The sequence below is a fragment of the Nocardioides sp. WJ219 genome, from assembly GCF_058559815.1.
Window position 1 is genome coordinate 21,004 of sequence record NZ_JBZUJV010000011.1, and the last position, 22,489, is coordinate 43,492.

Below are 22,489 nucleotides of genomic sequence, written 5' to 3' on the forward strand. Positions count from 1 at the left end.
CGTGCCCGGCTTCCACGCGCTCACGGTGGCCGACGTCGAACGGCTGACCGACGACGCCGTCGCCGTCACCTTCGACGTGCCCGACGACCTGCGCGACGTCTTCGACTTCGAGGCCGGGCAGTGGCTGACGCTGCGCCGCGAGCTCGACGGCCGCGAGGAGCGGCGCTCGTACTCCATCTGCGCGCCGGCCGGGTCGCGGCCGCGCGTCGGGGTCCGCGAGATCCCCGACGGGCTGTTCTCCTCGTGGCTGGTGCACGAGGTGCGCCGCGGCGACGTGGTCGAGGTCGGGGCGCCCGACGGCACCTTCCGCGCCGACCCCGAGGCCGGCGGGCGGCACCTGTGCATCGCCGCGGGGTCGGGGATCACGCCGATGCTCTCGATCGCCTCGACCGTGCTGCGGCACCCCGAGGCCCAGGTCACGCTGCTCTACGGCAACCGGACGACCGGCTCGGTGATGTTCGCCGAGGAGCTGGCCGACCTGAAGAACCGGCACACGTCGCGGTTCGACCTGGTGCACGTGCTGTCCCGCGAGCCCCGCGACGTCGAGCTGTTCTCCGGACGGCTCGACGGCGAGCGGCTCCGGCGGCTGCTGCGCACGCTCGTGCCGGTCGCCGGCGTCGACCACGTCTGGCTGTGCGGGCCCTACGGGATGATCGCCGACGCCCGCGCGGTGCTGGCCGAGCTCGGCGTACCGAAGGAGCGGGTGCACGCCGAGCTGTTCTACGTCGACGAGCCACCGCCCGAGCTGCACCGCGCCGAGGCCGTCGTCGACGGCGAGACGAGCGCGGTCACGATCACGCTCGACGGTCGCACCACGACGACGCCGATCCTGCGCTCGGTGACGGTCCTCGACGGGGCGGCCGCCACGCGCACCGACCTGCCCTTCGCCTGCAAGGGCGGGGTCTGCGGCACCTGCCGCGCCCGGGTGACCGACGGCGAGGTCGACATGCGGCGCAACTACGCACTCGACGACGAGGAGGTCGACCGCGGGTTCGTGCTCACCTGCCAGTCGCACCCGGTCGGCGACGCGGTCACCGTCGACTTCGACGCATGAGCGACGCCGTGAGTGACGCCGTGCCCGCCGGCTCCGGACGGATGTGGGCCGACGACGCCGCCAGCCGGGCGCTCGGGATGCGCCTGCTCGACCAGGCCGAGGGCCGGGCCACGGTGGCGATGGTGGTGCGCGACGACATGCTCAACGGCTTCGCGATCTGCCACGGTGGCCTCGTCGCGACGCTGGCCGACACGGCGTTCGCCCTGGCCTGCAACTCCCACGGTCCGGTGACGGTGGCGTCCGGCTTCGACGTGAGCTTCCTGGAGTCGGCGCGCGGTGGCGACGAGCTCGTCGCCACCGCCCGCGAGGTCTCGCTGCGCGGCCGCTCCGGCCTGTACGACGTCACCGTGCGGCGGGCCGCTGACGACGTCGTGGTCGCGGAGTTCCGGGGGCGGAGCCGGACGATCGGTCGTCCGGCCGCGCCCCCTGCGCCCCAGGGCTAGGCGGCGTCAGCCGGGCACCCGGTCGAGGAAGCCCCGGACGTCGCGGATGCGCTGGTCGGCGTCGACCACCACGACGTCGAAGCCGATGACGACCGGCTCCTCACCGGCCGGGCCCAGCCCCCACTGGAAGCGGGCCTGCTGGTGGTGGGCGTCGACGTCCCCCACCAGCGTGAACACGAAGCCCGGGAACTGCGCGTGCACGGCCTGGACCGTCGCCCCGACGGCCTCGCGGCCGCGGACCTCGGCGAGCGGGTCGACGTACACGCAGTCCTCGGACCAGTGGGTGGCGAGGAGTCCGGCGCGAGCCGACTCGTCGGTGGCGTTCCAGGTGTCGAGGTAGCGACTGGCGATCTCGTTCATGGTGTCTCCCTTGCTCGGACGGGTTGCACCCGGAGACTGGCCGGGGTCCGGCGTGCCGGTCGATTACCTGCGAGGTCATGGCCGCCCCGCTGCCGGCTCCCTACCCTCGGAGCATGACCTCGACGGTGACGTCGCCCTCGGTCGGCGACGAGCTGCGCCGCTGGCGCGAGCTGCGCTCCCTCAGCCAGCTCGCGCTGGCCAGCCAGGCGGAGGTGAGCACCCGGCACGTGAGCTTCGTCGAGAACGGCCGGTCCCGGCCGACGCCGGAGATGATCGTCCGGCTGGCCGAGGTGATGCAGGTGCCCCTGGCCGACCAGAACCGGCTGCTCCTCGCCGGCGGCTTCGCGCCCCGCTACCCCCACCGCGCCATCGACGACGAGGCCATCGCGCCGGTGCTGGCCGGGCTGCGGTCCCTGCTCGACGCCCACGCGCCGTACCCGGCCCTGCTCCTCGACGACCACTGGGACGTCGTCGACGCCAACGCGCCGGTCGACGCGCTGCTCGCCGGGTGCGACCCGAGCCTGCTCGACCCGCCGATCAACGTGATCCGGCTCTGCCTGCACCCGCGAGGACTCGCGCCGCGCACCCGCAACCTGCCCACCTGGCGCGCGCACCTGCTCCACCAGCTCGAGCAGCGCATCACCCGCACCGGGCGCGACGCCGCGCTGGTCTCGCTCCGGGACGAGGTGGTCGGCTACCCGGTCCCCGACGCGCCGTCCGTCCGGGCGCAGGTCGACCCGGTCGTCCCGCTGGAGGTGGAGGCGGGGGACGACGTGCTCCGGCTGTTCAGCGTCACCAGCCAGGTCGAGAGCGCCTCCGACGTCACCCTGAGCGGCCTGCACCTCGAGACCTTCGTGCCCGCCGACGACCGGACGCGGCGGCTCCTGGGTGCGTAGCCCCGCGACTTTGAACGCGTTCAAGTATGCTGGTCCGGTGACCCTGGTCTCGCTCACCGCCCTCCTGCTCGTCGGCACCGGGCTGGCGTGTGCGCCCGCCGGCCTGGCCGCTCGCAACCCGGCGCTCGCCTGGGCGGGTCTGCTCGCACTGCTGGTCGGCGTCGCCGTGATCGGCGGGTTCTGGGTGGCGTGCGCGCCGGACGGGTGTGAGCTCTAGGCGGGCACTCAGAACCGCTCGACGAGGTCCTTGGCCGACTGGAGGTCGAGGCCCGTGCGTTGGCGCACCACCTTGATCGCCTGGATCTTCTTGCCGGCCAGGACGAGCCGGAGGACCTCCTGCTCCACGTCGGGTGACAGGCCGGAGACCTCTGGCGGTGACGGCGGGTCGACGGCGCGCTCGAGGCGCTTGACGCGGGCCTGGAGGTTGGCCAGGCGCTGGGTCTGGACGAGCAGCACCACCAGGAGCGCGAGGCCGAAGGAGAGCAACACGAGGTCGACGCTGCTGAGGTCCACGCGCGGAGCCTACGACGGCCCGTGAGCCGGGGCAGGGTCTGCGCCCTCAGCGCTGGGTGACCACCGACGTGCCGCCACGGTCGCGGAGGTAGTGGGCGCCGTACGGGCACACCGCGGTCTACTCGATCACATGTTCGAGTACAAGGACGGCCGGGATCAGTCCGTGGCGCGCAGGCCGTCGAACAGCATCGCCGTGACGGTCTCGGCGAGCCGGTCGACGCTCACCGGACCGCCGGGGCGGTACCACTCGATCAGCGAGTTGACGGTGCCGAACAGCAGCCGGCTCACGACCTCGGGGTCGAGGTCGGGGCGCAGGTGCCCCTCGCGCGCCGCGTCTCGCACCAGGCCTGCGAGCTTCTCGTCGATCACCCGGCGCCGCGCCAGGGCGGCCAGCTCCACCGGGCTGTTGCCGCGCACCCGCAGCAGCAGGGTGACCGCCGGCAGGTGCGCGGCCAGGATGCGCACCGACTCGGCCACGGTGGCCCGCAGCCGTTCGTAGGCGCTGACCTCGCCGTGCGAGTCGGCCGCGGCGTCGATCGCCGACGTCAGGCCGTCGAGGGCCTCGTCCAGGGCCGCCGCGAGCAGGTCCTCCTTGCTCGCCACGTGGTGGAAGATCGCCGACTTGGTGACGCCGAGGTCGCGGGCGAGGTCGGCGATGCTGGTGGCGTCGTACCCGCGCTCGTTGAACAGGTCGACCGCCCGGCGCAGCACGGTCTCCTGGTCGTAGCCCGGCCGCCCGCGCCGGCTCCCGGGCGGGGCGCCCTCCGCAGTCACGCGGGCATCGTGCCACGAGGGGCGCGACGTACGGTGTCTGCGTGCGCCGACTCGTCCTCCTGCTACTCGTGGCCGTCGTCGGCCTCCCCCTCCTCTGGCCGGCCCCGGCTCACGCCCGGGTGCAGCCGATCCCCACCGGCACCCACGCCGACTACCAGCTCGGCGGGGAGGACGACGTGCCGGCCGGCGTCGGGATCGTGGTGCGCGACCGCGCCGCGCGCGCCGTCGACGGGGCCTACAACATCTGCTACGTCAACGGGTTCCAGACCCAGCCGAACCAGAAGCGGTTCTGGCGGCAGCGGTGGGACCTGGTGCTGAAGAAGGACGGCCGGCCCGTGGTCGACGAGAACTGGGGCGAGTGGTTGCTCGACCTCCGCACGCCGGCGAAGCGGCAGCGGCTCGCGCGGATCGTGGGCAGGTGGGTCGCCGGCTGCGCGAGTGACGGCTTCCAGGCCGTCGAGCTCGACAACCTCGACTCCTACACGCGGTCGGGGCGGCTGATCGACCGTGCCGACACGCTCGCCTTCGCCCGTCTGCTCGTGCGCGCCGGCCACCGCGCCGGCCTGGCGGTCGGGCAGAAGAACCTCGCGGGCTACGACGGCACCCGGATCGGGTTCGACTTCGCGGTCACCGAGTCGTGCGCGCAGTTCCGCGAGTGCAGCCGCTACGTGCGCAGCTACGGCAGCCAGGTGGTGATGGTCGAGTACCGCCGCGTCGACTTCCGGCGGGCGTGCGCGAGGTACGGCGACACGCACCCGGTCGTGCTCCGCGACCTCGGCCTCAGGCCGTCGTACACGCCGCGGTTCTGCTGAGGGGCAGGGGCGTCAGCCCAGGACCTCACCGGCGTCGGTCTGGCCCTGCTGGGCCTCGATCGCGCCGACCAGCTGGATGATCTGGCCGTCGTCGAGGGTCACGCCGACCTCGTCGAGCCCCTTGCGCACCTCGGCCTCGACGGTGCCCTCGGTGGCGCCGTCCTGCCACGAGGTCACGCGGTCGACGACGGCCTGCACAGCGGTGATGTGGTCCTGGTCCAGCTCGTTTGCCATGCGTCCTGTCTAGTCGAGCGAGACCGCCGACCCGGACACCTGCGGGGGTGAGATCAGGCGACCGAGCGGTCGGCGTACCAGCGGTCGACGAGGTCGAGGTACTCCGCGGGGCTCTCCATCATCAGGGCGTGCCGGCGGTCGTCGAGCACGTGGCCCACCCAGTCGGTACGCCGCGCCAGCACCTGCCGCAGGACCCGCGCGGGCACCAGGGCGTCGACGGTGCCGCCGAGGACCATCGTCGGCGCCTCGACCGCGTCGATGGCGCGCCAGACCCGGCGGGGATCGACCCAGGACAGGGTGATCGAGCGGAGGGCGGCGAGCAGGGCACGGCGACGGTCGTCGGCGTCGGCGCCGGTCTGGGTCTCGCCGTACTCGCGGGCCATCAGGTCGAGCAGGTCCGGGTTGACCTCGTCGGGCGAACCGAAGATCAGGCCCAGCAGGGCGCGCTGGCGTCGTCGGTCGAACGCCTCGGGCACGGCCCCGAGCAGGCCGAGCGCGGCCGCCGAGCCCGCGGACACCGCGATGGGGGTCATCCCGGTGAGGGTGGCGCGCGCGGGCACGAGCAGGCGCAGCGGCGACCGGGGCGGCAGCGCGGGGGAGACCAGCACCAGTCGCTCGACCCGGTCGGGGTGGGCGGAGGCGACCAGCGTCGAGACCAGACCGCCCATGGAGTTGCCGTGCAGCGAGAACCGCTCCCAGCCGAGCGCGTCGGCCACCGCGACCACCAGGTCGGCGTAGGCGTCGATCGTCAACCGCTCACCGGGTGTGGGCGGCGTACCGCCGAAGCCGGGCAGGTCGAGGGCGACGACGGGGCCGCGCGCCGCGAGACCCTCCATCACCTCGACCCACGTGACGGCCGAGCCGCCCAGGCCGTGCACGAGCAGCTGCGGCTCGCCGACGCCGGGGCCGTGGCGCCCGAGGGCGCGGAGCACCCGGATCGGGCGCCCGTCCACCACGAGGCGGTCGTCGACGACGTCGGGCCAGGCGCTTCCCACAGGAATCGGCACGTGTCGATCGTGCCGAGCACGACGGCCGGGCGGCTCACCCAGCAGGGTCAGCCCGTGGCCTGGCGGGCGCGGTAGGCGGCGACGGCGTTGCGGTTGCCGCAGGCCGTGGAGCAGAAGCGCCGCGACCGGTTGCGCGAGAGGTCGAGGACGAGCCCCTCGCACTCGTCGTCGGCGCACACCCCGAGCCGCGACATCTCGTCGGCCCGGACGACGTCGATCATCGCCATCGCCGTCTCGACGCGGATCCGGGCCGGCAGCGGGGCGTCGGTGTCGATGGCGTGCAGGTGCCAGTCGAACGCGTCGTGGCGCACCAGCTGGGGCAGGGCGTTCTCCTCGGCGAGCATCCGGTTGATCAGCACCACGGCGTCATCCCGCGAGGCCGTCAGCAGCTCGCGCAGCTCGGCACGCAGGGCGAGGACGCCGCGCAGCTCGGCCTCGTCGACGTCGTGGCGCCCGGAGTAGGAGAACTCGCTGAAGAACGCCGACAACTCCTCGACCGTGGTCATCGTCTCGGGCTCGAGCGCGCTGTTGGCCAGCACGGTCGCGGACTGCAGCGCGATCTCGACGTCATGAGCGAATACCACGTTGACAGATTACCGCACCGTCCGTAGCGTCATGGGTCATGACGACGTTGACCGATGACGCGGCCACCGCCCGCCGCGCCTCCGCGACCCCCGGCCTCGCGCTGGCCCTCACCTCCGCCATCGCCTTCGGTCTGTCCGGCGCGCTGGCCAAGCCGCTGCTCGACGCCGGCTGGAGCGCGGGGGCCGTGGTGCTGGTGCGGATCGCGGTCGGCGCGCTCGTCGTCGTCCCGTTCGGCGTGCGCGCGCTCCGCGGTCGGTGGTCGCTGGTCCGCGACAACGCCGGCCTGATCGGGCTGTACGGCGTCCTCGCCGTCGCCGGCGCCCAGTTCTGCTACTTCTCCGCGGTCGGGCACATGCAGGTCGGCCCGGCGCTGCTCATCGAGTACACCGCCCCCGCCGCGGTCGTCGTCTGGTTCTGGCTGCGGCACGGCCAGCGGCCCGGCCCGGTCACCCTCGGCGGCGCCGCGGTGTGTGCGCTCGGCCTGGTGCTCGTGCTCGACCTGGTCTCCGGCGCCGACCTCAGCACCGCCGGCGTGCTCTGGGCGCTCGGCGCGATGGTCGGCTGCGCGACGTACTTCATCATCAACGGCGACGACTCCACCGGCCTCCCGCCCCTGTCGCTGGCTGCCGGTGGCCTCGTCGTCGGTGCCGCCGTCCTCGGCCTGCTGGGGCTCGTGGGCCTGCTCCCGATGCGCGCCGCCTCCGTCGACGTGGCCTACGCCGGTGTCGACGTCGCCTGGTGGACGCCGATGGTCCTGCTCGGCCTGGTCACGGCCGCCGTCGCCTACACCACCGGCATCGCCGCCGCCCGCCGGCTGGGGTCGCGGCTGGCGTCGTTCGTCGCGCTGAGCGAGGTCGTGGCCGGGGTGCTGTGGGCGTGGCTGCTGCTCGACCAGCTGCCGGCCCTGGTGCAGCTCCTCGGCGGCCTGCTCATCATCGTCGGCGTGATCGGCGTCAAGCTCGGCGAGCGCGACGTCGCGGCCGCGGAGCCCGAGCTCAAGGTCTGACCCGAGGTCTGATCCGGAAAAACTCGTCCGCCACGTGCAACACGAGCCGCCCCGGCGGCGTGAGTCGTGCGTGGATGCGGGAGTGACCGAGCGGCCGACGTGGCGACGCGGAGCCGACGCGCCGTCGTTCGACGCCTGGGCCGAGGCCCGCCTGCCGCGGCTGGTGCGCTTCGCCTACCTCGTCACGGGGTCGCAGGACGCCGCCGACGACGCGGTGCAGACGGCGCTGACCCAGGCCTGCGCACGGTGGGGCCGGGTGAGCCGGACCGACGACCCCGACGCCTACGTGCGCCGGATGGTCGTCAACGCCCACGTCTCGGCGTGGCGACGCAGCGGACGCCGCGAGCTCAGCGTCGCCGAGCCTCGTGACCTGCCGACCGCCGACCCGGCCGACGGCGTGGCCCGCGACGACGCCGTGTGGCGGGTGTGCGCGGCCCTGCCGACCCAGCAGCGGGCGGCGGTGGTGCTGCGGTTCTACGAGGACCTCGACTACGCCGAGATCGCGCGGGTCCTCGACCTCGCCGAGGCCACCGTGCGCTCCCACGTCCACCGCGGGCTCGCGGCGCTCCGCCGCGAGCTGACCGGGACCGAGGAGGACGCGTGATGGACGACGACGAGCTCGAGCGCGCGCTGCGGGCCGGGCTGGAGCACCGGGCCGACCGGGCGGAGGTGGACCCCGCCCTCGTCGGGCGGGCGCGCCGGGCCGCACGCGGACGGCGTACGACGTGGGTGGTGGGTGCCGCCGCGGCCGCGGTGGTCGTGGTGGCTGCGGGTACCGCCGTCGTGGCCGATGACGACGACGGCCGGGGCGACCGGGCGGCCGAGTCGCTGTCCACGACCCCGTCCACGTCCGAGGTCCGCACCGAGCACTGGCGCGACCTGCAGGTCGAGGTGCCGGCCGACTGGGGCTACGGCTCGGCGCCGCAGGGCACGGTCGGCAACGCGCTGACGTGCTTCCCCGGTGCGGCGCTCGACGCCGCGGGCATGCCGGTCGGGCCCGCGGAGGAGTCGGCGATGCCCTACGTCGGCCGGCCGATCAGCCACACCGACGTGTGCGTGCCCTACCCCGACAACCGCCCCGACCTCCCGGCCACCGACTACGTCTGGCTCGGCGCGGCCGTGGCCCCGGGGACCGTCGAGCTCGACAACGGGCTGGTGCAGGAGACCGTCGAGCGCGACGGCACCACCGTCACCGTCGCCAGCACCGACCCCGCGCTGCGCCGCCGGATCCTCGACTCGGTCACCGGGGGAGAGCGGTGCCTGTCGGAGGTCGACCGATCCGGGCCGATCGGGCACGACCGCGCCGCGGACCCCGACGCCGAGCCGGTGACGCTGCGGGTGTGCGCCTACCGGTTGGTGTCCGAGGAGACGTCCGTCGGTCCGTGGGAGCTCACCTACGCCGCCGACCTCGGTCGCCGCGCGCTGTCGGACTACCTCGCCGCGGTCGCGGCGGGGGACCCTCCCACCGACCAGTGCCCGGCGGTCGACTACCAGTTCTACGGCGCGGTCGTCCTCGAGGTCCTCGACGCCGACGGGGGTGTGCTCCGCCAGGACGCGGTGAACCCCGTCGACTTCTGTGCCGGCATCGCCGTCGACGCGACCCAGGTGTGGGAGCTGGAGACCACCCGGCTGACCCCGGCGATGACCGAGCCGTGGGTCGTCGGCGGGGTGGGTGCCGTGGTGTCGGGGGATCCGTCGTTCGGGTTCATCGGGCCGCAGGGCTGACGCTGGTCGAGCCGGGCGAGCGCCAGCGAGCCCGAGTCGAGACCCGGTGAGGTGCCTACCCTGCGGGGGTCTCGACTCGCGGTGACCTCGTCCCCGCGGCTCGACCAGCGTCGGGCGTCCCCGCGGTCAGCGCTGGTCCTGGCGCTTGACGAAGACCTCGCGCGAGATGAGCAGGAGGGCGGCGGCGGTAGGGATGGCGAGGAGGGCGCCGACGATGCCGAGCAGGGCGGTGCCGATCAGGGCGGCGATCACGGTGACCGCGCCCGGGACGTCGACCGACCGCTTCATCACCCGCGGGTAGATCACGTAGTTCTCGACCTGCTGGTAGATCACGTAGAAGACGACGCAGGCGATGCCGGCGTTGACGTCGGTGGCGAACGCGATCGCGGTGACGACGACGGCGCCGATGGTGGCGCCGATCATCGGGATCACGTCGAGCAGGGCGACCACGAACGCCAGGGCGACGGCGTACTCGCCGAGACCGATGACGAACAGGAAGATCAACGAGGTGATCCCGGCGCACATCGCGACGATGAAGGCCCCCGAGACGTAGCCGCCGATGAGCCGGATCACCCGGTTGCCCAGCAGGGTCACCCGTTCGCGACGCGACGCCGGGGCGAGCCGGTAGAGCGCGTTCTTGGTCTGCTGGAGCGAGGCGAGGAAGTACAGCGTCAGGACGATGACGATGAAGGCGTTGAACAGCGCCGAGAGCACCCGCAGGCCGACACCCACGGCGCCACCGAAGATGCCCGAGACGAAGTCACCGTTGGCGACGTAGTCCTTGACCTTGTCGATGACGTCGTAGTTCTGGTCGAGCTCCTGGACGCGCCTGTTGCGCTCGAGGTCGTCGAGCCAGCCGGGCACCCGGTCGCTCAACGACCGCACCTGGTCGGTGATGACCGGCACCAGCGCCACCAGGAACAGCGCCACGGCGGCCAGGAACGCGACGATTACGAAGGTGCAGGCCCACGCCCGGGTCAGGCCACGTCGTTCGAGGAGCTCCACCGCCGGGTTGAGGCCGGCGGCGAGGAACAGCGCGACGATCACCAGCAGCAGCACCGAGCCGATGCCGGTGATCGCCTGGAAGAGGAACCACGCGGTCAGCGCGCCGAGGCCCCCGACGAAGCCGAGGTAGAACGGGTTGCGCTTCTCGAACGGTGCGCCCGGGGTGCCGAAGTCGTCGCTGTCGCGGGCCGCCGACCCCGACGACCCGCCCAGCCCCGAGGGGCTGTGCGGGTCGGTGGACCGGGCGGCGGCCGAGGCGACGGCTGCGGACTCCTCGGCCCGCTCCGCTGCCACCGAGGCGCGCTCGGCGGACTCGGCCGCCGTGGGTTCCTCGCTCAACGGCTGCTGTCGTCCGGCTCGTCGTCGCTGGCGAACCCGGCCACGACGTCGCGCAGCGAGGCCAGCTGGGCTGTGATCGAGTCGCGGCGCTTGACCAGGCGGTCGAGCTCGGCACGGGTGGCGGCGATCTCGCGGGCCACCGCGTCGTCGGCGTTGGAGGAGATCGCCTCGGCCTTCTGCTGGGCGGCGGCGACGACCTGCTCGGCCTCGCGCTTGGCGCGCTGCACCGCGCTCTCGGCCTCGGCGACCGACGCGGCCCGGCTCTCCGCGGCCTGCTTGGTCGCCTCGGCGGCCCGCTGCTCGGCGGCCTCGGCGCGGCGCTCGGCCTCCTCGACCAGCCGCTTGGTCTCGGCGACCGCGGTGTTGTGGTGGTCGGTGGCCTCGCGGGCCAGCCGCTCCTTCTCGACCGCGAGGGTACGGCGGGCCTCCTGCACCTCCCGGTCGGCCGACGCGCGGGCCTGCTCGACCTCGCGGGTGGCGCCGGTACGCATCTCGCTGGTCTCCTGCTGGGCCGCGAGCCGCACCTGGTCGGCCTCGCGCCGGGCGGCCGCGACCAGGTCGGCGGCCTCGCTCTTGGCCAGCGCCCGCTCCTGCTCGGCGTCAGCGGCGAGCCGCGACCGGGTCTCGTCGAGCTCGCGGATCTGGACGACCTTCATGTCCTCGACCTCGCGGGACGCCTCGGCGCGGATCGCCTTGGCGTCGCGCTCGGCCTGGGCCCTGATCTCGGCGGCGTCGCGCTGGGCGACCTCGCGGATCTCGTCGGCCTCCTCCTCGGCGAGGCGGAGCATCGTGCTGGCGCGACCGCCGAGACCGGCGTACGACGGCGACTTCTGCTCGGCGAGCTGCTCGCGGAGCGCATCCATCTGCCGCTCGAGCTCGACCGCACGGCGCTCGGAGTCGGCCAGCCCGGCGCTCAGCCCGGCCTTCTCGCTGCTCAGCTGACGCACCCGGGCATCGACGGCCGCGCGGTCGTAGCCGTTGCGACGCACGACCGGGAAGGTGCTCTGGGCCGCGGTCGTCGCCGGGCCGGACGCCACCGGCGCCGGCGGCAGGACCGGCCGGCCCTGCTGCGCGGGCTGGGCCTGCTGGGCCTGCTGGGCCGGCTGGGCCGGCGGCTGGACCTGCTGAGCCTGCTGGGCAGGAGGCTGGGCCGGCTGGCCGGGCTGGGTGCGGGGGGTCGCGGCGGTGGGACGCCCCTGCGCCGCAGTGGCGCCGGCCGGGACGACCGGGATGACCTGGGTGCGCTGGCTGTCGGGCTCGGCGGCCGGGCCCCCCTTGCGTGGGGTCCGGGACGCCTCAGAGGTCTCGGTCTCGTCCGGCTCCTCGTCGAAGATGGACAGGCCTCGGTCGCTCATCGGTGAACCTCACTGGGGGTCTGGAGTGGTGGGAAGCGCCAGGGAAGGCAGCGGGGCCAGTCTCCCTGATCATCGGCCCCGATCCCACCCCGACCCGGCGGTCCGGACCGCCGTACTCCGATGAGACGCGTCTTCGCCCCGTGAGGTTGTCGGGAGCGACGACCTAGACGCCGCGGAAGCGGTTGATCGCGTCCAGGTGCTTCGCCCGCAGCTCGTGGTCGCGGACCCCGAGACCCTCCTCGGGAGCCAGGCACAGGACGCCGACCTTGCCCTGGTGCAGGTTGTGGTGGACGTCGAGCGCGGCCTGCCCGACCTCGTCGAGGGTGTAGGTGCGCGACAGCGTCGGGTGGATCTTGCCCTGGGCGATGAGGCGGTTGGCCTCGAAGGCCTCGCGGTAGTTGGCGAAGTGGCTGGAGACGATCCGCTTGAGGTTCATCCACAGGTAGCGGTTGTCGTACTCGTGCATGAACCCGGTGGTGGAGGCGCAGGTGGTGATGGTCCCGCCCTTGCGGGTCACGTAGACCGAGGCGCCGAAGGTCTCGCGGCCGGGGTGCTCGAAGACGATGTCGATGTCCTCGCCGCCGGTGAGCTCGCGGATCTTCTTGCCCAGCCGCTGCCACTCCTTCGGGTTCTGCTCGGTCCCCTCCTCGTTCCAGAACTGCCACTTCTCCTCGGAGCGGTTGATGATCATCTCCGCGCCCATGGAGCGCACGATGTCCGCCTTCTCCTCGTTGGAGACCACGCAGATCGGGTTGGCGCCGCCGTTGAGCGCGTACTGCGTCGCGAAGCCGCCGAGGCCGCCGGAGGCGCCCCAGATGAGGACGTTGTCGCCCTGCTTCATCTGTCCGGCGTTCTTGGAGACGAGCTGGCGGTAGGCGGTGGCGTTGACCAGGCCGGGGGAGGCGGCCTCCTCCCAGGTCAGGTGCTTCGGCTTGGGCAGCAGCTGGTTGGACTTGACCAGGGCGATGTGGGCGAGGCCGCCGAAGTTGGTCTCGAAGCCCCAGATGCGCTGCTGGGGGTCCATCATCGTGTCGTCGTGGCCGTCGGGGTCCTCGAGCTCGACGGAGAGGCAGTGGGCCACGACCTCGGTGCCGGGCTTCCAGCGGGTCACGCCGGGGCCGGTGCGCAGCACGACGCCGGACAGGTCGGAGCCGACCACGTGGTAGGGCAGGTCGTGGCGCTTGGTGAGCTCGGAGAGCCGGCCGTAGCGCTCGAGGAACCCGAACGTCGAGACCGGCTCGAAGATCGAGGTCCAGACGGTGTTGTAGTTGATCGCCGAGGCCATCACCGCGACGTACGCCTCGCCGGGGCCGAGCTCGGGCAGCGCGACGTCCTCGACGTGCAGCGAGCGCCGGGGGTCCTTGTCGCGGGCCGCGAGGCCCTCGAACATGTCGACCTCGTCCTTGTGGACCGTCACCGCCCGGTAGGACTCCGGCAGGTCGAGGGCGGCGAAGTCGTCGCTGGTGGGGCCGGCCGGGTCTGCGCCGGCGGCCTGGATGGCGTCGAGGATGTGCTGCACGGGATCAAGTCTCCTGGAGGTGGACGGCAGGGGTCGAGCAGGACCAGGCCGCAAGATACCGGTGGGTAACCGCGTCGCGGGGCTGGTGTGTGGCAGGTCTCAGGCGCAGCCCGGACGCCGGGACTCCTAGACTCCGCCGCATGGTCGAGCCCCCGCCCGTGCTCCCGGGCGTCGGGAGTCCCGGCACCGGCGTCCCGGCAGCGGCGGAAGCCGTCGGAGCGGCGCTCGAGCGCGCCCGCACCGGGCTGGTCGACCGCGAGGTCCTCGCCGACGTCGTGGTGCTGTGCGCCGTCGCGGGCGAGCACGCCCTGGTCGTCGGTCCGCCGGGCACCGCGAAGTCGGAGGCGATCCGGCGGGTGGCGCGCGAGCTCGGCGGGCGCTACTTCGAGTACCTCGTCGGACGGTTCACCGAGCCCCACGAGATCTTCGGCCCGATCGACCTGCGAGCGCTGCGGGAGGGTCGGGTGGAGGTCGAGACCGCCGGCATGCTGCCGGAGGCCGACGTCGCGTTCCTCGACGAGGTCTTCCTCGGGTCGACCGCGATCCTCAACACGCTCCTGGGCCTGCTCAACGAGCGGGTCTACCGGCGCGGCGCGACCGTCGTGCACAGCCCGTTGCGGGTGTGCGTCGGCGCGTGCAACGTGCTGCCCGAGGACCCGTCGCTGGCGGCCTTCGCCGACCGCTTCCTGGTGCGGGTCTTCGTCGAGCCGGTGCCCGACGCCCGGCTCGAGGAGCTGCTCGAGACGGGGTGGGCCGGGGACCGGGCGGCGGCGGAGCCGGTGACGGCCGACCTGCGGCCCGCCCTCGACGTGCTGCACGCCGTCGTGCCCACCGTCGAGGTCGCCGGCCTCTCGCCCACGCTGGGCGCCGCCGTACGACGCCTGCGCGCCGCCGGCGTCACGCTCAGCGACCGGCGCGTGGTCCGGGTGCAGCGGCTGGTCGCCGCCGCGGCCGCCCTGGACGGGCGGACCCGGGCCAGCGATGCCGACCTGTGGGTGCTGCCGCTGATCGCCCCGACCGCCGACGCGCAGGCGCTGGCCACCGACGTGCTGGGCGACCTGATCGCCACGGCGTCGAGCCGCGGCGTGCCGCACGCCGCCGAGCTGCTCTCGCGCGGTCCCCGGGCGCGCGCCGACCGGATGGTCCGCGACGCCGACACGCTGCTCGCGGCCGACCCGTCGCCGCTCGACCTCGACGGCCGGCACCGGGTCGAGGCGCTCCTGCGCGAGGTCGACGCCGGCTTCGCCGCCGCCGACCTGCCCGAGGACCTCGGCGCGCGACGCGAGCGGCTGGCCGCGCTGCTGCGGGCGTGACCGGGACGTGCGCTGGACGCTCCGCCCCGACCCGCTGCCGCCCGCCGCGGCCTGGGCCGCCGGGACCCCCGGTCGGGCCCTCGCGGTGGCGGCGGCCCAGCGGGTCCGCGCCGGTGCGGCGCTGCGCTGCGCGCTCGACGCCGACGGCGTCCTGGTGGTGGGCGGCGCCGCCGACGACCTGCCCTGGGTCCCCGGCGTCGGCTACCTCGGCCTCGACGGCGGCGCGCTGGTCTCGACGACCCACGCGCCGGCGGCGCCGGTCGACCTGGTGCGCCGCGCCGTGCAGCAGCGCGCCGGCGCGCCCGTGCTGGTCGTGCTGACGCCGGAGGTCACCGCCGCGTGCCCGAACCCGGAGGCCACCGCCGACCCGGTCCTGCTCGAGCAGTGGGCGTCCCGGCCGTGAGCCGGCTCCCCGCCTCCCTCGCGCCGTGGTCGGAGGCGCTCGCGGCCCTCGACGCCGGGCTGGCGGTGGCGCTCGGGCCGCTGGTCCACCGGGTCGACGAGCTGGTCCGCCGGCTCGACACGCACGCCGAGGCCACCGGCGAGCCCGAAGGCTACGACGGCACCACCTCGCGCGGGCACCCCGAGCGGCTGCTCGCCGAGGAGTGGCTGGTGGCCGACGAGGTGCCGCTGGAGTTCCTGCGCCGCGCGGCCGCCGGCGAGCTGCGCTACTCCCACCTGGCACGGCGGGAGCCGTCGCCGACGGGCTCGGTGCTCGCGCTGGTCGACCCCGGCCCCGAGCAGCTCGGCGCCGGCCGCCTCGTCCAGCTCGCGGCGCTCGTGGTGCTGCACCGCCGGGCCAGCGACCTGGGCTCCGGGCTGACGCTGGTCGACGCGTGCTCGGGGGCCCGGGCCGACGGCCCGCTCGAGGTGCTGGTGCCGCGGTGGCTGCAGTGGCGCAGCCCGCACCGGGTCGACCCGGCCGTCGTGACGGCGTACCTCGAGGGGCTCGACCGGGTCGACCAGGCGTGGGTGGTCGGCGGGCCCACCCTGGCGGCGGCCGCCGGCGGGCACCGGCGCGTGCTGACCAGCACCGTCGCGGACTGGGCCGACGAGCGGGCTGCCCGCGTCGAGCTGCACGTGGCCGGGGCGACGGCGAGCGTCGAGCTGCCGCCGAGCGGGATCGCGATCGCGGCGCTACGGGGCGAGGGCCTGCTCGCGCGTCGCGGTGCGCAGGCCGTCGACCTCACCCCTGCGCCCGGTCACGGCGCGGCGTTCAGCTCGGCCGCTCCGGCGCTGCTGTGGCACGGCGAGCGGCCCGACGTGCTGGTGCGGATGGTGGTCCCCGAGCACGGCGGGGCCACCCGGCCCAAGCGCTACGTGGTGCCGGGGCAGGTGCTCGCGGCGGCGGTGCTCGGACGCCGTACGGTCGCACTGGTCACCGACGGCACCCCGGGTGTGGCCGCACGTGGTCGGACGAGACCTGGGCGCGATCGACGGCGTCGAGACCACCACGACGGCCCTGGGACTGGCGCCCGACGACGTCGCCGCCGTGGTCGCCGGCCCCGTGCGCCGGTTGTTCCTCTGGGCCCGGTCGCTGGTCGTCGACCTGCCGTCGGGGTGGTGGGTGGTCGACGACCAGCACACCGTGCACCGGCCGTGGGGCGACGTCGCCCCGTCCGGCCAGCTCGACCAGCCCCGGATCCAGACGCGCTCCGGCGCCCTGCTGGGACCGGAGGGCTGGGAGGCCCTGCGCCTGGGCGACGGCCGCTGGCGGCTGCAGAACGGCCCGGCCGGGCACGAGGTCGACGTGGCCGACGGGCACGGCGTGCTCGGGGTGGTGGTGCTGCCCGAGGCGGGGCCGTGCCTGGTGACGCGGTCGCGCGCCGGCGCCGGTCGCCTGCTGCGCCTGGTGGGCCCCGACGTCGACCGCGCGCTCACGGCGTGGTCGGGGGAGGAGGGGACGTGCTCGCTCCACCCGCTGCGTCCCTGGATCGTCCGCACCACCGCCACCGCGGTCGAGGTCGGCGACCTCGGCACCGGTGAGCAGCTCGTCCGGGTGGGGCTCGGCGGATGAGTGACGGCTTCCGGGGACGCCTCGACGCGGTCGGGTTCGTGCTCGACCCCGAGACCGCCGCCGACGTGAGCGCCCGGGTCGAGGAGCACTGGCAGGACGGCGCCCGGCTGCTCGCGCTCGGTCGCCGCCTGGTGCTGCTGCTGCCCGAGCCGGTGGCCGTGCGCGCCGAGCGCGGGCCCGGCCTCCCGCTCCGCGCCGGCGAGGGCGCCCTCGTCGAGGTGCCCGGTCCGGGCGGGTGGACGTCGCTCGACCCGGCGTCCCTGGCCGAGGCCGACCTCGCCGCGTGGTGCCCGCCGGACGTGCGCCGGCTCGCCGTCGTCCAGGCACCGGCCCCGCCGCCCCCGGTCGTCGCCCCCGCGACGACGCCGGTCGTCGTGCCCGACCTGGGTCGCGCGGCCGGGGTACGGCGTGCGGCCCGCGGCGTCCCGACCGAGATGGTGCCGGCCCGCTCCTCCCTGCTGGCCCGGGCCCTGGCGCGCACGCCCGCCGTCCGGGTGCTCGGACGCCGCCACGCGGCCTACCTGCAGCGGCTCACCAGCGCCTTCGAGCGCCGCGACTTCGACGAGGCGCTGGCGACCGCGATCGGCCTCGGCGGGCTGGGCGGGGCGCTGTCGCTGCGGATGCCGTCGCGCCGGGGCTCCACCGAAGCACCGTCGACGAGCCCGGGTGGGGGCGGCATCGGCCTCGGCTTCGGTCCCACCGTCGAGCAGCACCTGCGCGAGCTGTACGCCGCCGCGGCCGCCGAGCTCGAGCGCCGCGGCGAGGTGCTGCGGGCGGCGTACGTGCTCTGCGACCTGATGGGCCGGCCGCTGGCCGCCGTCGAGCTCCTGGAGCGGCACGGCCACGCCCGGCTCGCGGCCGAGGTGGCGGAGGGTCGCCGGATGGAGGCGGCGCTGGTCGTGCGCCTGTGGTGGCGGGCGGGGGAGCGGGAGCGCGCCGTCGAGCACGCCCGTCGTACCGGTGCGTTCGCCCAGGCCGTCGACCTGCTCGGCGGCACCGACCCCGACCTGGCGCGCTCGCTGCGCCGCGCCTGGGTGGCCGACCGGCAGCAGGACGGCGACCACGTCGGCGCCGTCGACGCCGCCTGGCCCGACCGTGGGCTGTGGCCGCTCGTCGCCCGCGACCTGGCGACCGGGCTCGCGCTCGGCGGTGCCGCCGCCGGGCACGCGCTCGCCCACGCGCTCGAGGCCGGCGCCGACGACGACGTCGTGCGGTCCGCGCGGACCCTGACCGCCGGCGGCCCGTCGCTCGCGCTCGCCACCTTCGTCCGGACCCTTGCCGCCCGGCGGGCGGCCGCGGGGCCGCTCGACCGCGAGCTCGCCACCGCGGCGTCGCTCGCACTCGTCCGCGGCGACCTGGGGATGCCACACGCCGAGACCCAGCGACTGCTGCGCGGCTACCGGGCGCGGGCGGACCCGCTGGTGGTCGCCGACCTCCCGCACCCCCTGCGACGCCCCGCCGACGGCCAGCACGTGGAGGTGCACCGGCGAGGCTCGGGGGACACCTCGATCACCGACGCCGTCGCGATCGGCACCGGCGGCGACGTGCTGGTGGCGCTCGGGGACGCGGGGGTGCGGCTGCTGCGGCGCGACGGCCGCCGCTGGGCGCGGTGGGACGTGCCCGCCGAGCGGGTCGTCGTGGCCGACCACGGCACCCGGGTGCTGCTGGTCACCGACCGCCAGGGCGTGGCGACGGTCTTCGAGGTCGACCTGCCGCTGGGGCCGCCCCGCGCCCTGGCCCCGCTCCGCCTCGGCGGCGCCCTGCTCGACAGCTACGACGGGCGCGAGGTCGTCGAGCTCGGGCGCGACGCCGTCCGCTGGCTGGCCCCGACGGCCGGCGCGGGCGGCTGGCGGGTCACCTGGGTCGAGCTCGCCCAGGAACCGGTGGTCGTCCAGCACGGCGTGCGGCACGCCGGGGGGTTGACCGTGGTCCTGGGGACGCGTGCGGGGCTCGAGGAGTGGCGCTGGGAGCTGCCGAGCCGCATCTTGCGCAGCCGGGGCACGCCGTACGAGCCGCCCGACGTCGACACCGACGCCCCGGTGCCGCTCGGTGCCGGCACGGTGACGGTGACCGGGACCCCCGATGGCGGTACGCGGGTGCACCTGCACGCCCGACCGGACGAGCGTCCCTCGGCCGTGCTGGTCACGCCCGCCGGGGCGGCGCCCTACCGCCTCCGCCGCCACGGCGACCTCGTCACGGCGTTCTCGGGCGACCACGTCGTCGTGGTCGACGTCGTCCGCGGCGAGGTCGTGGCCGACCTCGTGGCGCGGCTGACCTGAGGGACCTCAGCCGTGGGTGGCGGCCGGCTCGACCAGCTCGACCAGCACGCCGCCGGCGTCCTTGGGGTGGACGAAGTTGATGCGCGAGTCGGAGGTGCCGCGGCGGGGGGCGTCGTACAGCAGGCGGACGCCGCGCTCGCGGAGCACGGCGCTGGCCTGCTCGACGTCGGTGACGCGGTAGGCGACCTGCTGGCAGCCGGGGCCGTTGCGGCCGATGAACTTCGCGATCGTCGAGTCCTCGGAGAGCGGGGCGAGGAGCTGGACGTGGGAGCCGGAGTCGCCGACGGCCATCATCGCCTCGCGGACGCCCTGCTCCTCGTTGACCTCCTCGTGCGCCAGCCTCATCCCGAACGTGTCGCGGTAGAACGCGATCGCCTCGTCGAGGTCGGGGACCGCCATCCCGACGTGGTCGATGGCGGTGAACAGGTGCTCGGGGATCTCCAGGGTCATGGCGGTCATTGTGCTGCGCCCGGGACCGCGGTCGATGTGACGCTTGACTCACGGCGGGCGAGGTGAATGATCGGTAACCTGCCGGAAGACCCACCCCTCAGCCAGCGGAGGCACACCCATGTCCGGATCCGTCATCGTCGCCGGTGCGCGCACCCCGATCGGCCGCCTGCTCGGCGGGCTCAAGAGCCAACGGGCCGTCGACCTCGGGGGTGTGGCCATCAAGGGCGCCCTGGAGAAGGCCGGCGTCTCGGGCGACCAGATCGACTACGTGATCATGGGCCAGGTCATCCTGGCCGGGGCCGGCCAGAACCCGGCGCGCGAGGCGGCGGTGGCCGGCGGTGTCCCGATGGACGTCCCGTCGATCACCGTCAACAAGGTCTGCCTCTCGGGCCTCACCTCCATCGCGATGGCCGACCAGCTCATCCGCGCCGGCGAGTGCGAGATCGTCGTGGCCGGCGGCATGGAGTCGATGACCAACGCCCCGCACCTGCTGATGGGCTCGCGCGAGGGCACCAAGTTCGGCGACACCAAGCTCGTCGACTCGATGGCCTACGACGCGCTGTTCGACCAGGTGACCCAGCAGGCCATGGGCGTCCTCACCGAGGAGATCAACGCCGCCGGTGCCAACCTGACCCGCGAGGAGCAGGACCACTTCGCGGCCCAGTCGCACGCCAAGGCCGCCGCGGCGTGGAAGAACGGCGTCTTCGACGACGAGGTCGTCCCGGTCTCGATCCCGCAGCGCAAGGGTGACCCGGTCGTCGTCAGCCAGGACGAGGGCGTCCGCGGCGACACCACCGCCGAGTCCCTGGCCGCCCTGCGCCCGGCCTTCTCCAAGACCGGCACCGTCACCGCGGGCTCGTCGTCGCAGATCTCCGACGGCGCCGCCGCCGTCGTGGTGATGAGCAAGGCCAAGGCCGACGAGCTCGGCCTGGACTACCTCTGCGAGATCGGTGCCCACGGCATGGTCGCCGGCCCCGACTCCTCCCTGCAGCTGCAGCCGGCCAACGCCACCGCCCTCGCGTGCCGCAAGGAGGGCATCGAGCCCACCGACCTCGACCTGGTCGAGTTCAACGAGGCCTTCGCGGCGGTCGGCATCTCCTCGGCCCGCGAGCTCGGCCTGCCCGACGAGAAGGTCAACGTCAACGGCGGCGCGATCGCCCTGGGTCACCCGGTCGGCATGTCCGGCACCCGTGTCGTGCTGCACCTCGCGCTCGAGCTCAAGCGCCGTGGCGGCGGTGTCGGCGCGGCCGCGCTCTGCGGTGGTGGCGGCCAGGGCGACGCCCTGATCGTCCGTGTCCCGAAGGACTGACCGCCGCCGGGTCGACGTACCCGACCTCGTCGCGCGGGCCCGGGACGGCGAGTCCCGGGCCGTCGCGCGGCTGATCTCGCTCGTCGAGGACGAGTCGCCGGCGCTGCGCGAGGTCACCGCGGCGCTGGCGCCGCACACCGGGCGCGCCCAGGTGGTCGGCATCACCGGCGCCCCCGGCGTCGGCAAGTCCACCTCGACCGACGCGCTGATCCGCGCCCTGCGCACGGCCGGACGCACCGTCGGCGTGATCGCCGTCGACCCGTCCTCGCCGTTCTCCGGCGGGGCGCTGCTCGGCGACCGGGTCCGGATGGGCGACCACGCCACCGACGACGGCGTCTACATCCGGTCGATGGCGGCCCGCGGGCACCTCGGCGGCCTGTCGTGGTCGACGCCCCAGGCGATGCGGGTGCTCGACGCGGCCGGGTTCGACGTCGTCCTGGTCGAGACCGTCGGGGTCGGGCAGAGCGAGGTCGAGGTCGCCGGGCTCGCCGACACCACGGTGGTGCTGCTCGCGCCCGGCATGGGCGACGGCATCCAGGCCGCCAAGGCCGGCATCCTCGAGGTCGGCGACCTCTACGTCGTCAACAAGGCCGACCGCGACGGGGCCGCCCAGGTGGCCCGCGACCTGCGGTCGATGCTCGCGCTGGCCGAGCGTCGCGAGGGTGCCTGGGAGCCCCCGATCCTCAAGACCACGGCCCAGACCGGCGAGGGGGTCGACGCGGTGGTGGCCGCCCTGGCCGAGCACCGCGCCTGGTCGGAGCAGTCCGGTGAGCTGACCCGCCGCCGCGAACGGCGGGCCCGGGCCGAGATCGAGGCGATCGCGGTGGCGGTGCTGCGCTCGCGCTGGGCCGACGTCGGCAGCCACGTCGAGCTCGCCGCGCTCGCCGCCGCTGTGGTGACGGGCGAGAGCGACCCGTACGCCGCCGCCGACCGGTTGCTCGACCGGTGACCACGCCGGCCGCCGTACGCCGCGTGGCCCTGGCGCTGCCCCGGGCCCACGAGCGCGAGGTGCGCGGCCGGGCCAAGCTCCGGGTGGGCCAGATCGTGTTCGCCGCCTTCTCGCGCGACGAGACCGTGCTGGGGTTCGGCTACCCCAGGGCCGAGCGCGAGGGCCTGGTCGCCTCCGACCCGGAGACGTTCCTCCTGCCGGGCGCCGCCGACCTGCGCTACCAGTGGGTGTGCGCCCGGGTGGAGCGGCTCGACGACGCGGAGATGCGCGAGCTGGTCACCGACGCGTGGCGGATGTGCGTGCCGCGGATGCTGCACGACCTGCCGGACCTGCCGGCCCCGACCGCCCGGCTGTGGCACCTCGTGGAGCAGCAGGAGTGGGGCGAGGTCCGGGCGCTGCTGCACCCCGACGTCGTCCTCTCCGACCGGGGCGTCGAGGTCCGCGGCCGGAGCCGGGTGCTCGCGCACCTGCGCGACCACCCGAGGCCCCGGCCGCCCTCCGAGGTCGAGGTGCGCGACGGCCAGGTCTCCCGCTGGCAGCGGTGA

General features: G+C 74.8%; 25 protein-coding genes. 15 read left to right on the top strand and 10 right to left on the bottom strand.

Translation table 11 applies throughout. The features are described 5' to 3' along the window. Nucleotide 1: 1 nt before the first annotated feature. Nucleotides 2–1,054, top strand: coding sequence for a 1,2-phenylacetyl-CoA epoxidase subunit PaaE (gene paaE, locus AC4MBH_RS20740; RefSeq protein WP_491797302.1), 1,053 nt, complete (start codon nucleotides 2–4; stop codon nucleotides 1,052–1,054). After that, nucleotides 1,051–1,497, top strand: a complete 447-nt coding sequence (paaI, locus tag AC4MBH_RS20745; RefSeq protein WP_491797303.1) for a hydroxyphenylacetyl-CoA thioesterase PaaI — start codon at nucleotides 1,051–1,053, stop codon at nucleotides 1,495–1,497. The genes paaE and paaI overlap by 4 nt, the downstream gene beginning before the upstream one ends. A 6-nt stretch (nucleotides 1,498–1,503) precedes the next feature. Here the strand turns inward: paaI and AC4MBH_RS20750 are convergent, their stop codons facing one another. After that, on the bottom strand, nucleotides 1,504–1,857 hold the full coding sequence (locus tag AC4MBH_RS20750; RefSeq protein WP_491797304.1) for a nuclear transport factor 2 family protein: 354 nt from the start codon (nucleotides 1,855–1,857) through the stop codon (nucleotides 1,504–1,506). Nucleotides 1,858–1,970: 113 nt separating this feature from the next. Between AC4MBH_RS20750 and AC4MBH_RS20755 the strand changes: the two genes are divergently transcribed. Both AC4MBH_RS20755 and AC4MBH_RS20760 read left to right on the top strand, forming a co-directional pair. Beyond that, nucleotides 1,971–2,753: a helix-turn-helix domain-containing protein gene (locus AC4MBH_RS20755; protein WP_491797305.1), complete on the top strand. Its 783-nt coding sequence runs from the start codon at nucleotides 1,971–1,973 to the stop codon at nucleotides 2,751–2,753. Between the two features lie 37 nt (nucleotides 2,754–2,790). Further along, entirely contained in the window at nucleotides 2,791–2,970 is a 180-nt protein-coding gene (locus AC4MBH_RS20760; protein WP_491797306.1) for a hypothetical protein, read from the top strand. Between the two features lie 8 nt (nucleotides 2,971–2,978). Here the strand turns inward: AC4MBH_RS20760 and AC4MBH_RS20765 are convergent, their stop codons facing one another. After that, nucleotides 2,979–3,266: a ribosomal protein L7/L12 gene (locus AC4MBH_RS20765; RefSeq protein ID WP_491797307.1), complete on the bottom strand. Its 288-nt coding sequence runs from the start codon at nucleotides 3,264–3,266 to the stop codon at nucleotides 2,979–2,981. A 156-nt stretch (nucleotides 3,267–3,422) separates the two neighbouring features. Further along, nucleotides 3,423–4,040 carry a TetR/AcrR family transcriptional regulator gene (locus AC4MBH_RS20770; RefSeq protein WP_491797308.1) on the bottom strand — a complete coding sequence of 206 codons (618 nt, stop codon included), beginning with the start codon at nucleotides 4,038–4,040 and terminating at the stop codon, nucleotides 3,423–3,425. A gap of 41 nt (nucleotides 4,041–4,081) precedes the next feature. Between AC4MBH_RS20770 and AC4MBH_RS20775 the strand changes: the two genes are divergently transcribed. Then, nucleotides 4,082–4,852, top strand: a complete 771-nt coding sequence (locus AC4MBH_RS20775) for an endo alpha-1,4 polygalactosaminidase (RefSeq protein ID WP_491797309.1) — start codon at nucleotides 4,082–4,084, stop codon at nucleotides 4,850–4,852. Nucleotides 4,853–4,864: 12 nt separating this feature from the next. Here AC4MBH_RS20775 and AC4MBH_RS20780 read toward each other — a convergent pair whose 3' ends face one another. From AC4MBH_RS20780 to AC4MBH_RS20790, 3 genes are read right to left on the bottom strand one after another with little or no spacing between them, the layout of a single operon-like run. Beyond that, on the bottom strand, nucleotides 4,865–5,086 hold the full coding sequence (locus AC4MBH_RS20780; protein WP_491797310.1) for a hypothetical protein: 222 nt from the start codon (nucleotides 5,084–5,086) through the stop codon (nucleotides 4,865–4,867). Between the two features lie 53 nt (nucleotides 5,087–5,139). Then, the gene (locus AC4MBH_RS20785; protein ID WP_491797311.1) at nucleotides 5,140–6,093 is read right to left on the bottom strand and encodes an alpha/beta fold hydrolase; all 954 of its coding nucleotides are present in this window, start codon (nucleotides 6,091–6,093) and stop codon (nucleotides 5,140–5,142) included. Between the two features lie 47 nt (nucleotides 6,094–6,140). After that, entirely contained in the window at nucleotides 6,141–6,677 is a 537-nt protein-coding gene (locus tag AC4MBH_RS20790; protein ID WP_491797312.1) for a CGNR zinc finger domain-containing protein, read from the bottom strand. A gap of 38 nt (nucleotides 6,678–6,715) precedes the next feature. Here AC4MBH_RS20790 and AC4MBH_RS20795 point away from each other — a divergent pair, with 38 nt between their 5' ends. The 3 genes from AC4MBH_RS20795 to AC4MBH_RS20805 all read left to right on the top strand — a co-directional run bounded on the left by AC4MBH_RS20795 (nucleotide 6,716) and on the right by AC4MBH_RS20805 (nucleotide 9,409). Continuing rightward, nucleotides 6,716–7,684 (top strand): EamA family transporter, encoded by a 969-nt coding sequence (locus AC4MBH_RS20795; protein ID WP_491797313.1) that lies wholly within the window; start codon nucleotides 6,716–6,718, stop codon nucleotides 7,682–7,684. An 82-nt stretch (nucleotides 7,685–7,766) separates the two neighbouring features. Continuing rightward, nucleotides 7,767–8,288 carry a SigE family RNA polymerase sigma factor gene (locus AC4MBH_RS20800; protein WP_491797314.1) on the top strand — a complete coding sequence of 174 codons (522 nt, stop codon included), beginning with the start codon at nucleotides 7,767–7,769 and terminating at the stop codon, nucleotides 8,286–8,288. Continuing rightward, on the top strand, nucleotides 8,288–9,409 hold the full coding sequence (locus AC4MBH_RS20805; protein ID WP_491797315.1) for a hypothetical protein: 1,122 nt from the start codon (nucleotides 8,288–8,290) through the stop codon (nucleotides 9,407–9,409). The genes AC4MBH_RS20800 and AC4MBH_RS20805 overlap by 1 nt, the downstream gene beginning before the upstream one ends. Before the next feature lie 126 nt (nucleotides 9,410–9,535). Here AC4MBH_RS20805 and AC4MBH_RS20810 read toward each other — a convergent pair whose 3' ends face one another. From AC4MBH_RS20810 to ccrA, 3 genes are all read right to left on the bottom strand, one after another. Continuing rightward, on the bottom strand, nucleotides 9,536–10,753 hold the full coding sequence (locus AC4MBH_RS20810) for an AI-2E family transporter (RefSeq protein WP_491797316.1): 1,218 nt from the start codon (nucleotides 10,751–10,753) through the stop codon (nucleotides 9,536–9,538). Further along, on the bottom strand, nucleotides 10,750–12,108 hold the full coding sequence (locus AC4MBH_RS20815; protein WP_491797317.1) for a hypothetical protein: 1,359 nt from the start codon (nucleotides 12,106–12,108) through the stop codon (nucleotides 10,750–10,752). The genes AC4MBH_RS20810 and AC4MBH_RS20815 overlap by 4 nt, the downstream gene beginning before the upstream one ends. 163 nt (nucleotides 12,109–12,271) lie before the next feature. After that, nucleotides 12,272–13,627 carry a crotonyl-CoA carboxylase/reductase gene (gene ccrA, locus AC4MBH_RS20820; RefSeq protein ID WP_491797318.1) on the bottom strand — a complete coding sequence of 452 codons (1,356 nt, stop codon included), beginning with the start codon at nucleotides 13,625–13,627 and terminating at the stop codon, nucleotides 12,272–12,274. Between the two features lie 140 nt (nucleotides 13,628–13,767). Between ccrA and AC4MBH_RS20825 the strand changes: the two genes are divergently transcribed. The 4 genes from AC4MBH_RS20825 to AC4MBH_RS20840 all read left to right on the top strand — a co-directional run bounded on the left by AC4MBH_RS20825 (nucleotide 13,768) and on the right by AC4MBH_RS20840 (nucleotide 19,236). Beyond that, nucleotides 13,768–14,940 (top strand): AAA family ATPase, encoded by a 1,173-nt coding sequence (locus tag AC4MBH_RS20825; RefSeq protein WP_491797319.1) that lies wholly within the window; start codon nucleotides 13,768–13,770, stop codon nucleotides 14,938–14,940. A gap of 7 nt (nucleotides 14,941–14,947) precedes the next feature. Continuing rightward, nucleotides 14,948–15,343 (top strand): bpX5 domain-containing protein, encoded by a 396-nt coding sequence (locus AC4MBH_RS20830; protein WP_491797320.1) that lies wholly within the window; start codon nucleotides 14,948–14,950, stop codon nucleotides 15,341–15,343. A 1,005-nt stretch (nucleotides 15,344–16,348) separates the two neighbouring features. Next, nucleotides 16,349–16,957 carry a hypothetical protein gene (locus AC4MBH_RS20835; RefSeq protein WP_491797321.1) on the top strand — a complete coding sequence of 203 codons (609 nt, stop codon included), beginning with the start codon at nucleotides 16,349–16,351 and terminating at the stop codon, nucleotides 16,955–16,957. Then, nucleotides 16,954–19,236: a bpX6 domain-containing protein gene (locus AC4MBH_RS20840; protein WP_491797322.1), complete on the top strand. Its 2,283-nt coding sequence runs from the start codon at nucleotides 16,954–16,956 to the stop codon at nucleotides 19,234–19,236. Before AC4MBH_RS20835 ends, AC4MBH_RS20840 begins: the two co-directional genes overlap by 4 nt. A 6-nt stretch (nucleotides 19,237–19,242) precedes the next feature. On the opposite strand, the gene mce is transcribed toward AC4MBH_RS20840, so the two are convergent. Beyond that, nucleotides 19,243–19,695, bottom strand: coding sequence for a methylmalonyl-CoA epimerase (mce, locus tag AC4MBH_RS20845; RefSeq protein ID WP_491797323.1), 453 nt, complete (start codon nucleotides 19,693–19,695; stop codon nucleotides 19,243–19,245). Nucleotides 19,696–19,804: 109 nt separating this feature from the next. Between mce and AC4MBH_RS20850 the strand changes: the two genes are divergently transcribed. Genes AC4MBH_RS20850 through AC4MBH_RS20860 form a run of 3 tightly spaced genes read left to right on the top strand, consistent with a single transcriptional unit; the run spans nucleotide 19,805 to nucleotide 22,489 of the window. Further along, nucleotides 19,805–20,995: an acetyl-CoA C-acetyltransferase gene (locus tag AC4MBH_RS20850; RefSeq protein WP_491797324.1), complete on the top strand. Its 1,191-nt coding sequence runs from the start codon at nucleotides 19,805–19,807 to the stop codon at nucleotides 20,993–20,995. Further along, nucleotides 20,979–21,944 carry a methylmalonyl Co-A mutase-associated GTPase MeaB gene (meaB, locus tag AC4MBH_RS20855; protein WP_491797325.1) on the top strand — a complete coding sequence of 322 codons (966 nt, stop codon included), beginning with the start codon at nucleotides 20,979–20,981 and terminating at the stop codon, nucleotides 21,942–21,944. Before AC4MBH_RS20850 ends, meaB begins: the two co-directional genes overlap by 17 nt. After that, complete coding sequence (locus tag AC4MBH_RS20860) at nucleotides 21,941–22,489, top strand: MmcQ/YjbR family DNA-binding protein (protein WP_491797326.1); 549 nt, start codon at nucleotides 21,941–21,943, stop codon at nucleotides 22,487–22,489. The genes meaB and AC4MBH_RS20860 overlap by 4 nt, the downstream gene beginning before the upstream one ends.

What these genes read in the sequence shown, in the direction of transcription:
- AC4MBH_RS20840 (WP_491797322.1), top strand. Translation starts at nt 16,954, where the DNA reads ATGAGTGACGGCTTCCGGGGACGCCTCGACGCGGTCGGGTTCGTGCTC.
- AC4MBH_RS20780 (WP_491797310.1), bottom strand. Translation starts at nt 5,086, where the DNA reads ATGGCAAACGAGCTGGACCAGGACCACATCACCGCTGTGCAGGCCGTC.
- AC4MBH_RS20850 (WP_491797324.1), top strand. Translation starts at nt 19,805, where the DNA reads ATGTCCGGATCCGTCATCGTCGCCGGTGCGCGCACCCCGATCGGCCGC.
- AC4MBH_RS20805 (WP_491797315.1), top strand. Translation starts at nt 8,288, where the DNA reads ATGGACGACGACGAGCTCGAGCGCGCGCTGCGGGCCGGGCTGGAGCAC.
- AC4MBH_RS20815 (WP_491797317.1), bottom strand. Translation starts at nt 12,108, where the DNA reads ATGAGCGACCGAGGCCTGTCCATCTTCGACGAGGAGCCGGACGAGACC.
- paaI (WP_491797303.1), top strand. Translation starts at nt 1,051, where the DNA reads ATGAGCGACGCCGTGAGTGACGCCGTGCCCGCCGGCTCCGGACGGATG.
- mce (WP_491797323.1), bottom strand. Translation starts at nt 19,695, where the DNA reads ATGACCGCCATGACCCTGGAGATCCCCGAGCACCTGTTCACCGCCATC.
- AC4MBH_RS20750 (WP_491797304.1), bottom strand. Translation starts at nt 1,857, where the DNA reads ATGAACGAGATCGCCAGTCGCTACCTCGACACCTGGAACGCCACCGAC.
- AC4MBH_RS20795 (WP_491797313.1), top strand. Translation starts at nt 6,716, where the DNA reads ATGACGACGTTGACCGATGACGCGGCCACCGCCCGCCGCGCCTCCGCG.
- AC4MBH_RS20755 (WP_491797305.1), top strand. Translation starts at nt 1,971, where the DNA reads ATGACCTCGACGGTGACGTCGCCCTCGGTCGGCGACGAGCTGCGCCGC.
- AC4MBH_RS20825 (WP_491797319.1), top strand. Translation starts at nt 13,768, where the DNA reads ATGGTCGAGCCCCCGCCCGTGCTCCCGGGCGTCGGGAGTCCCGGCACC.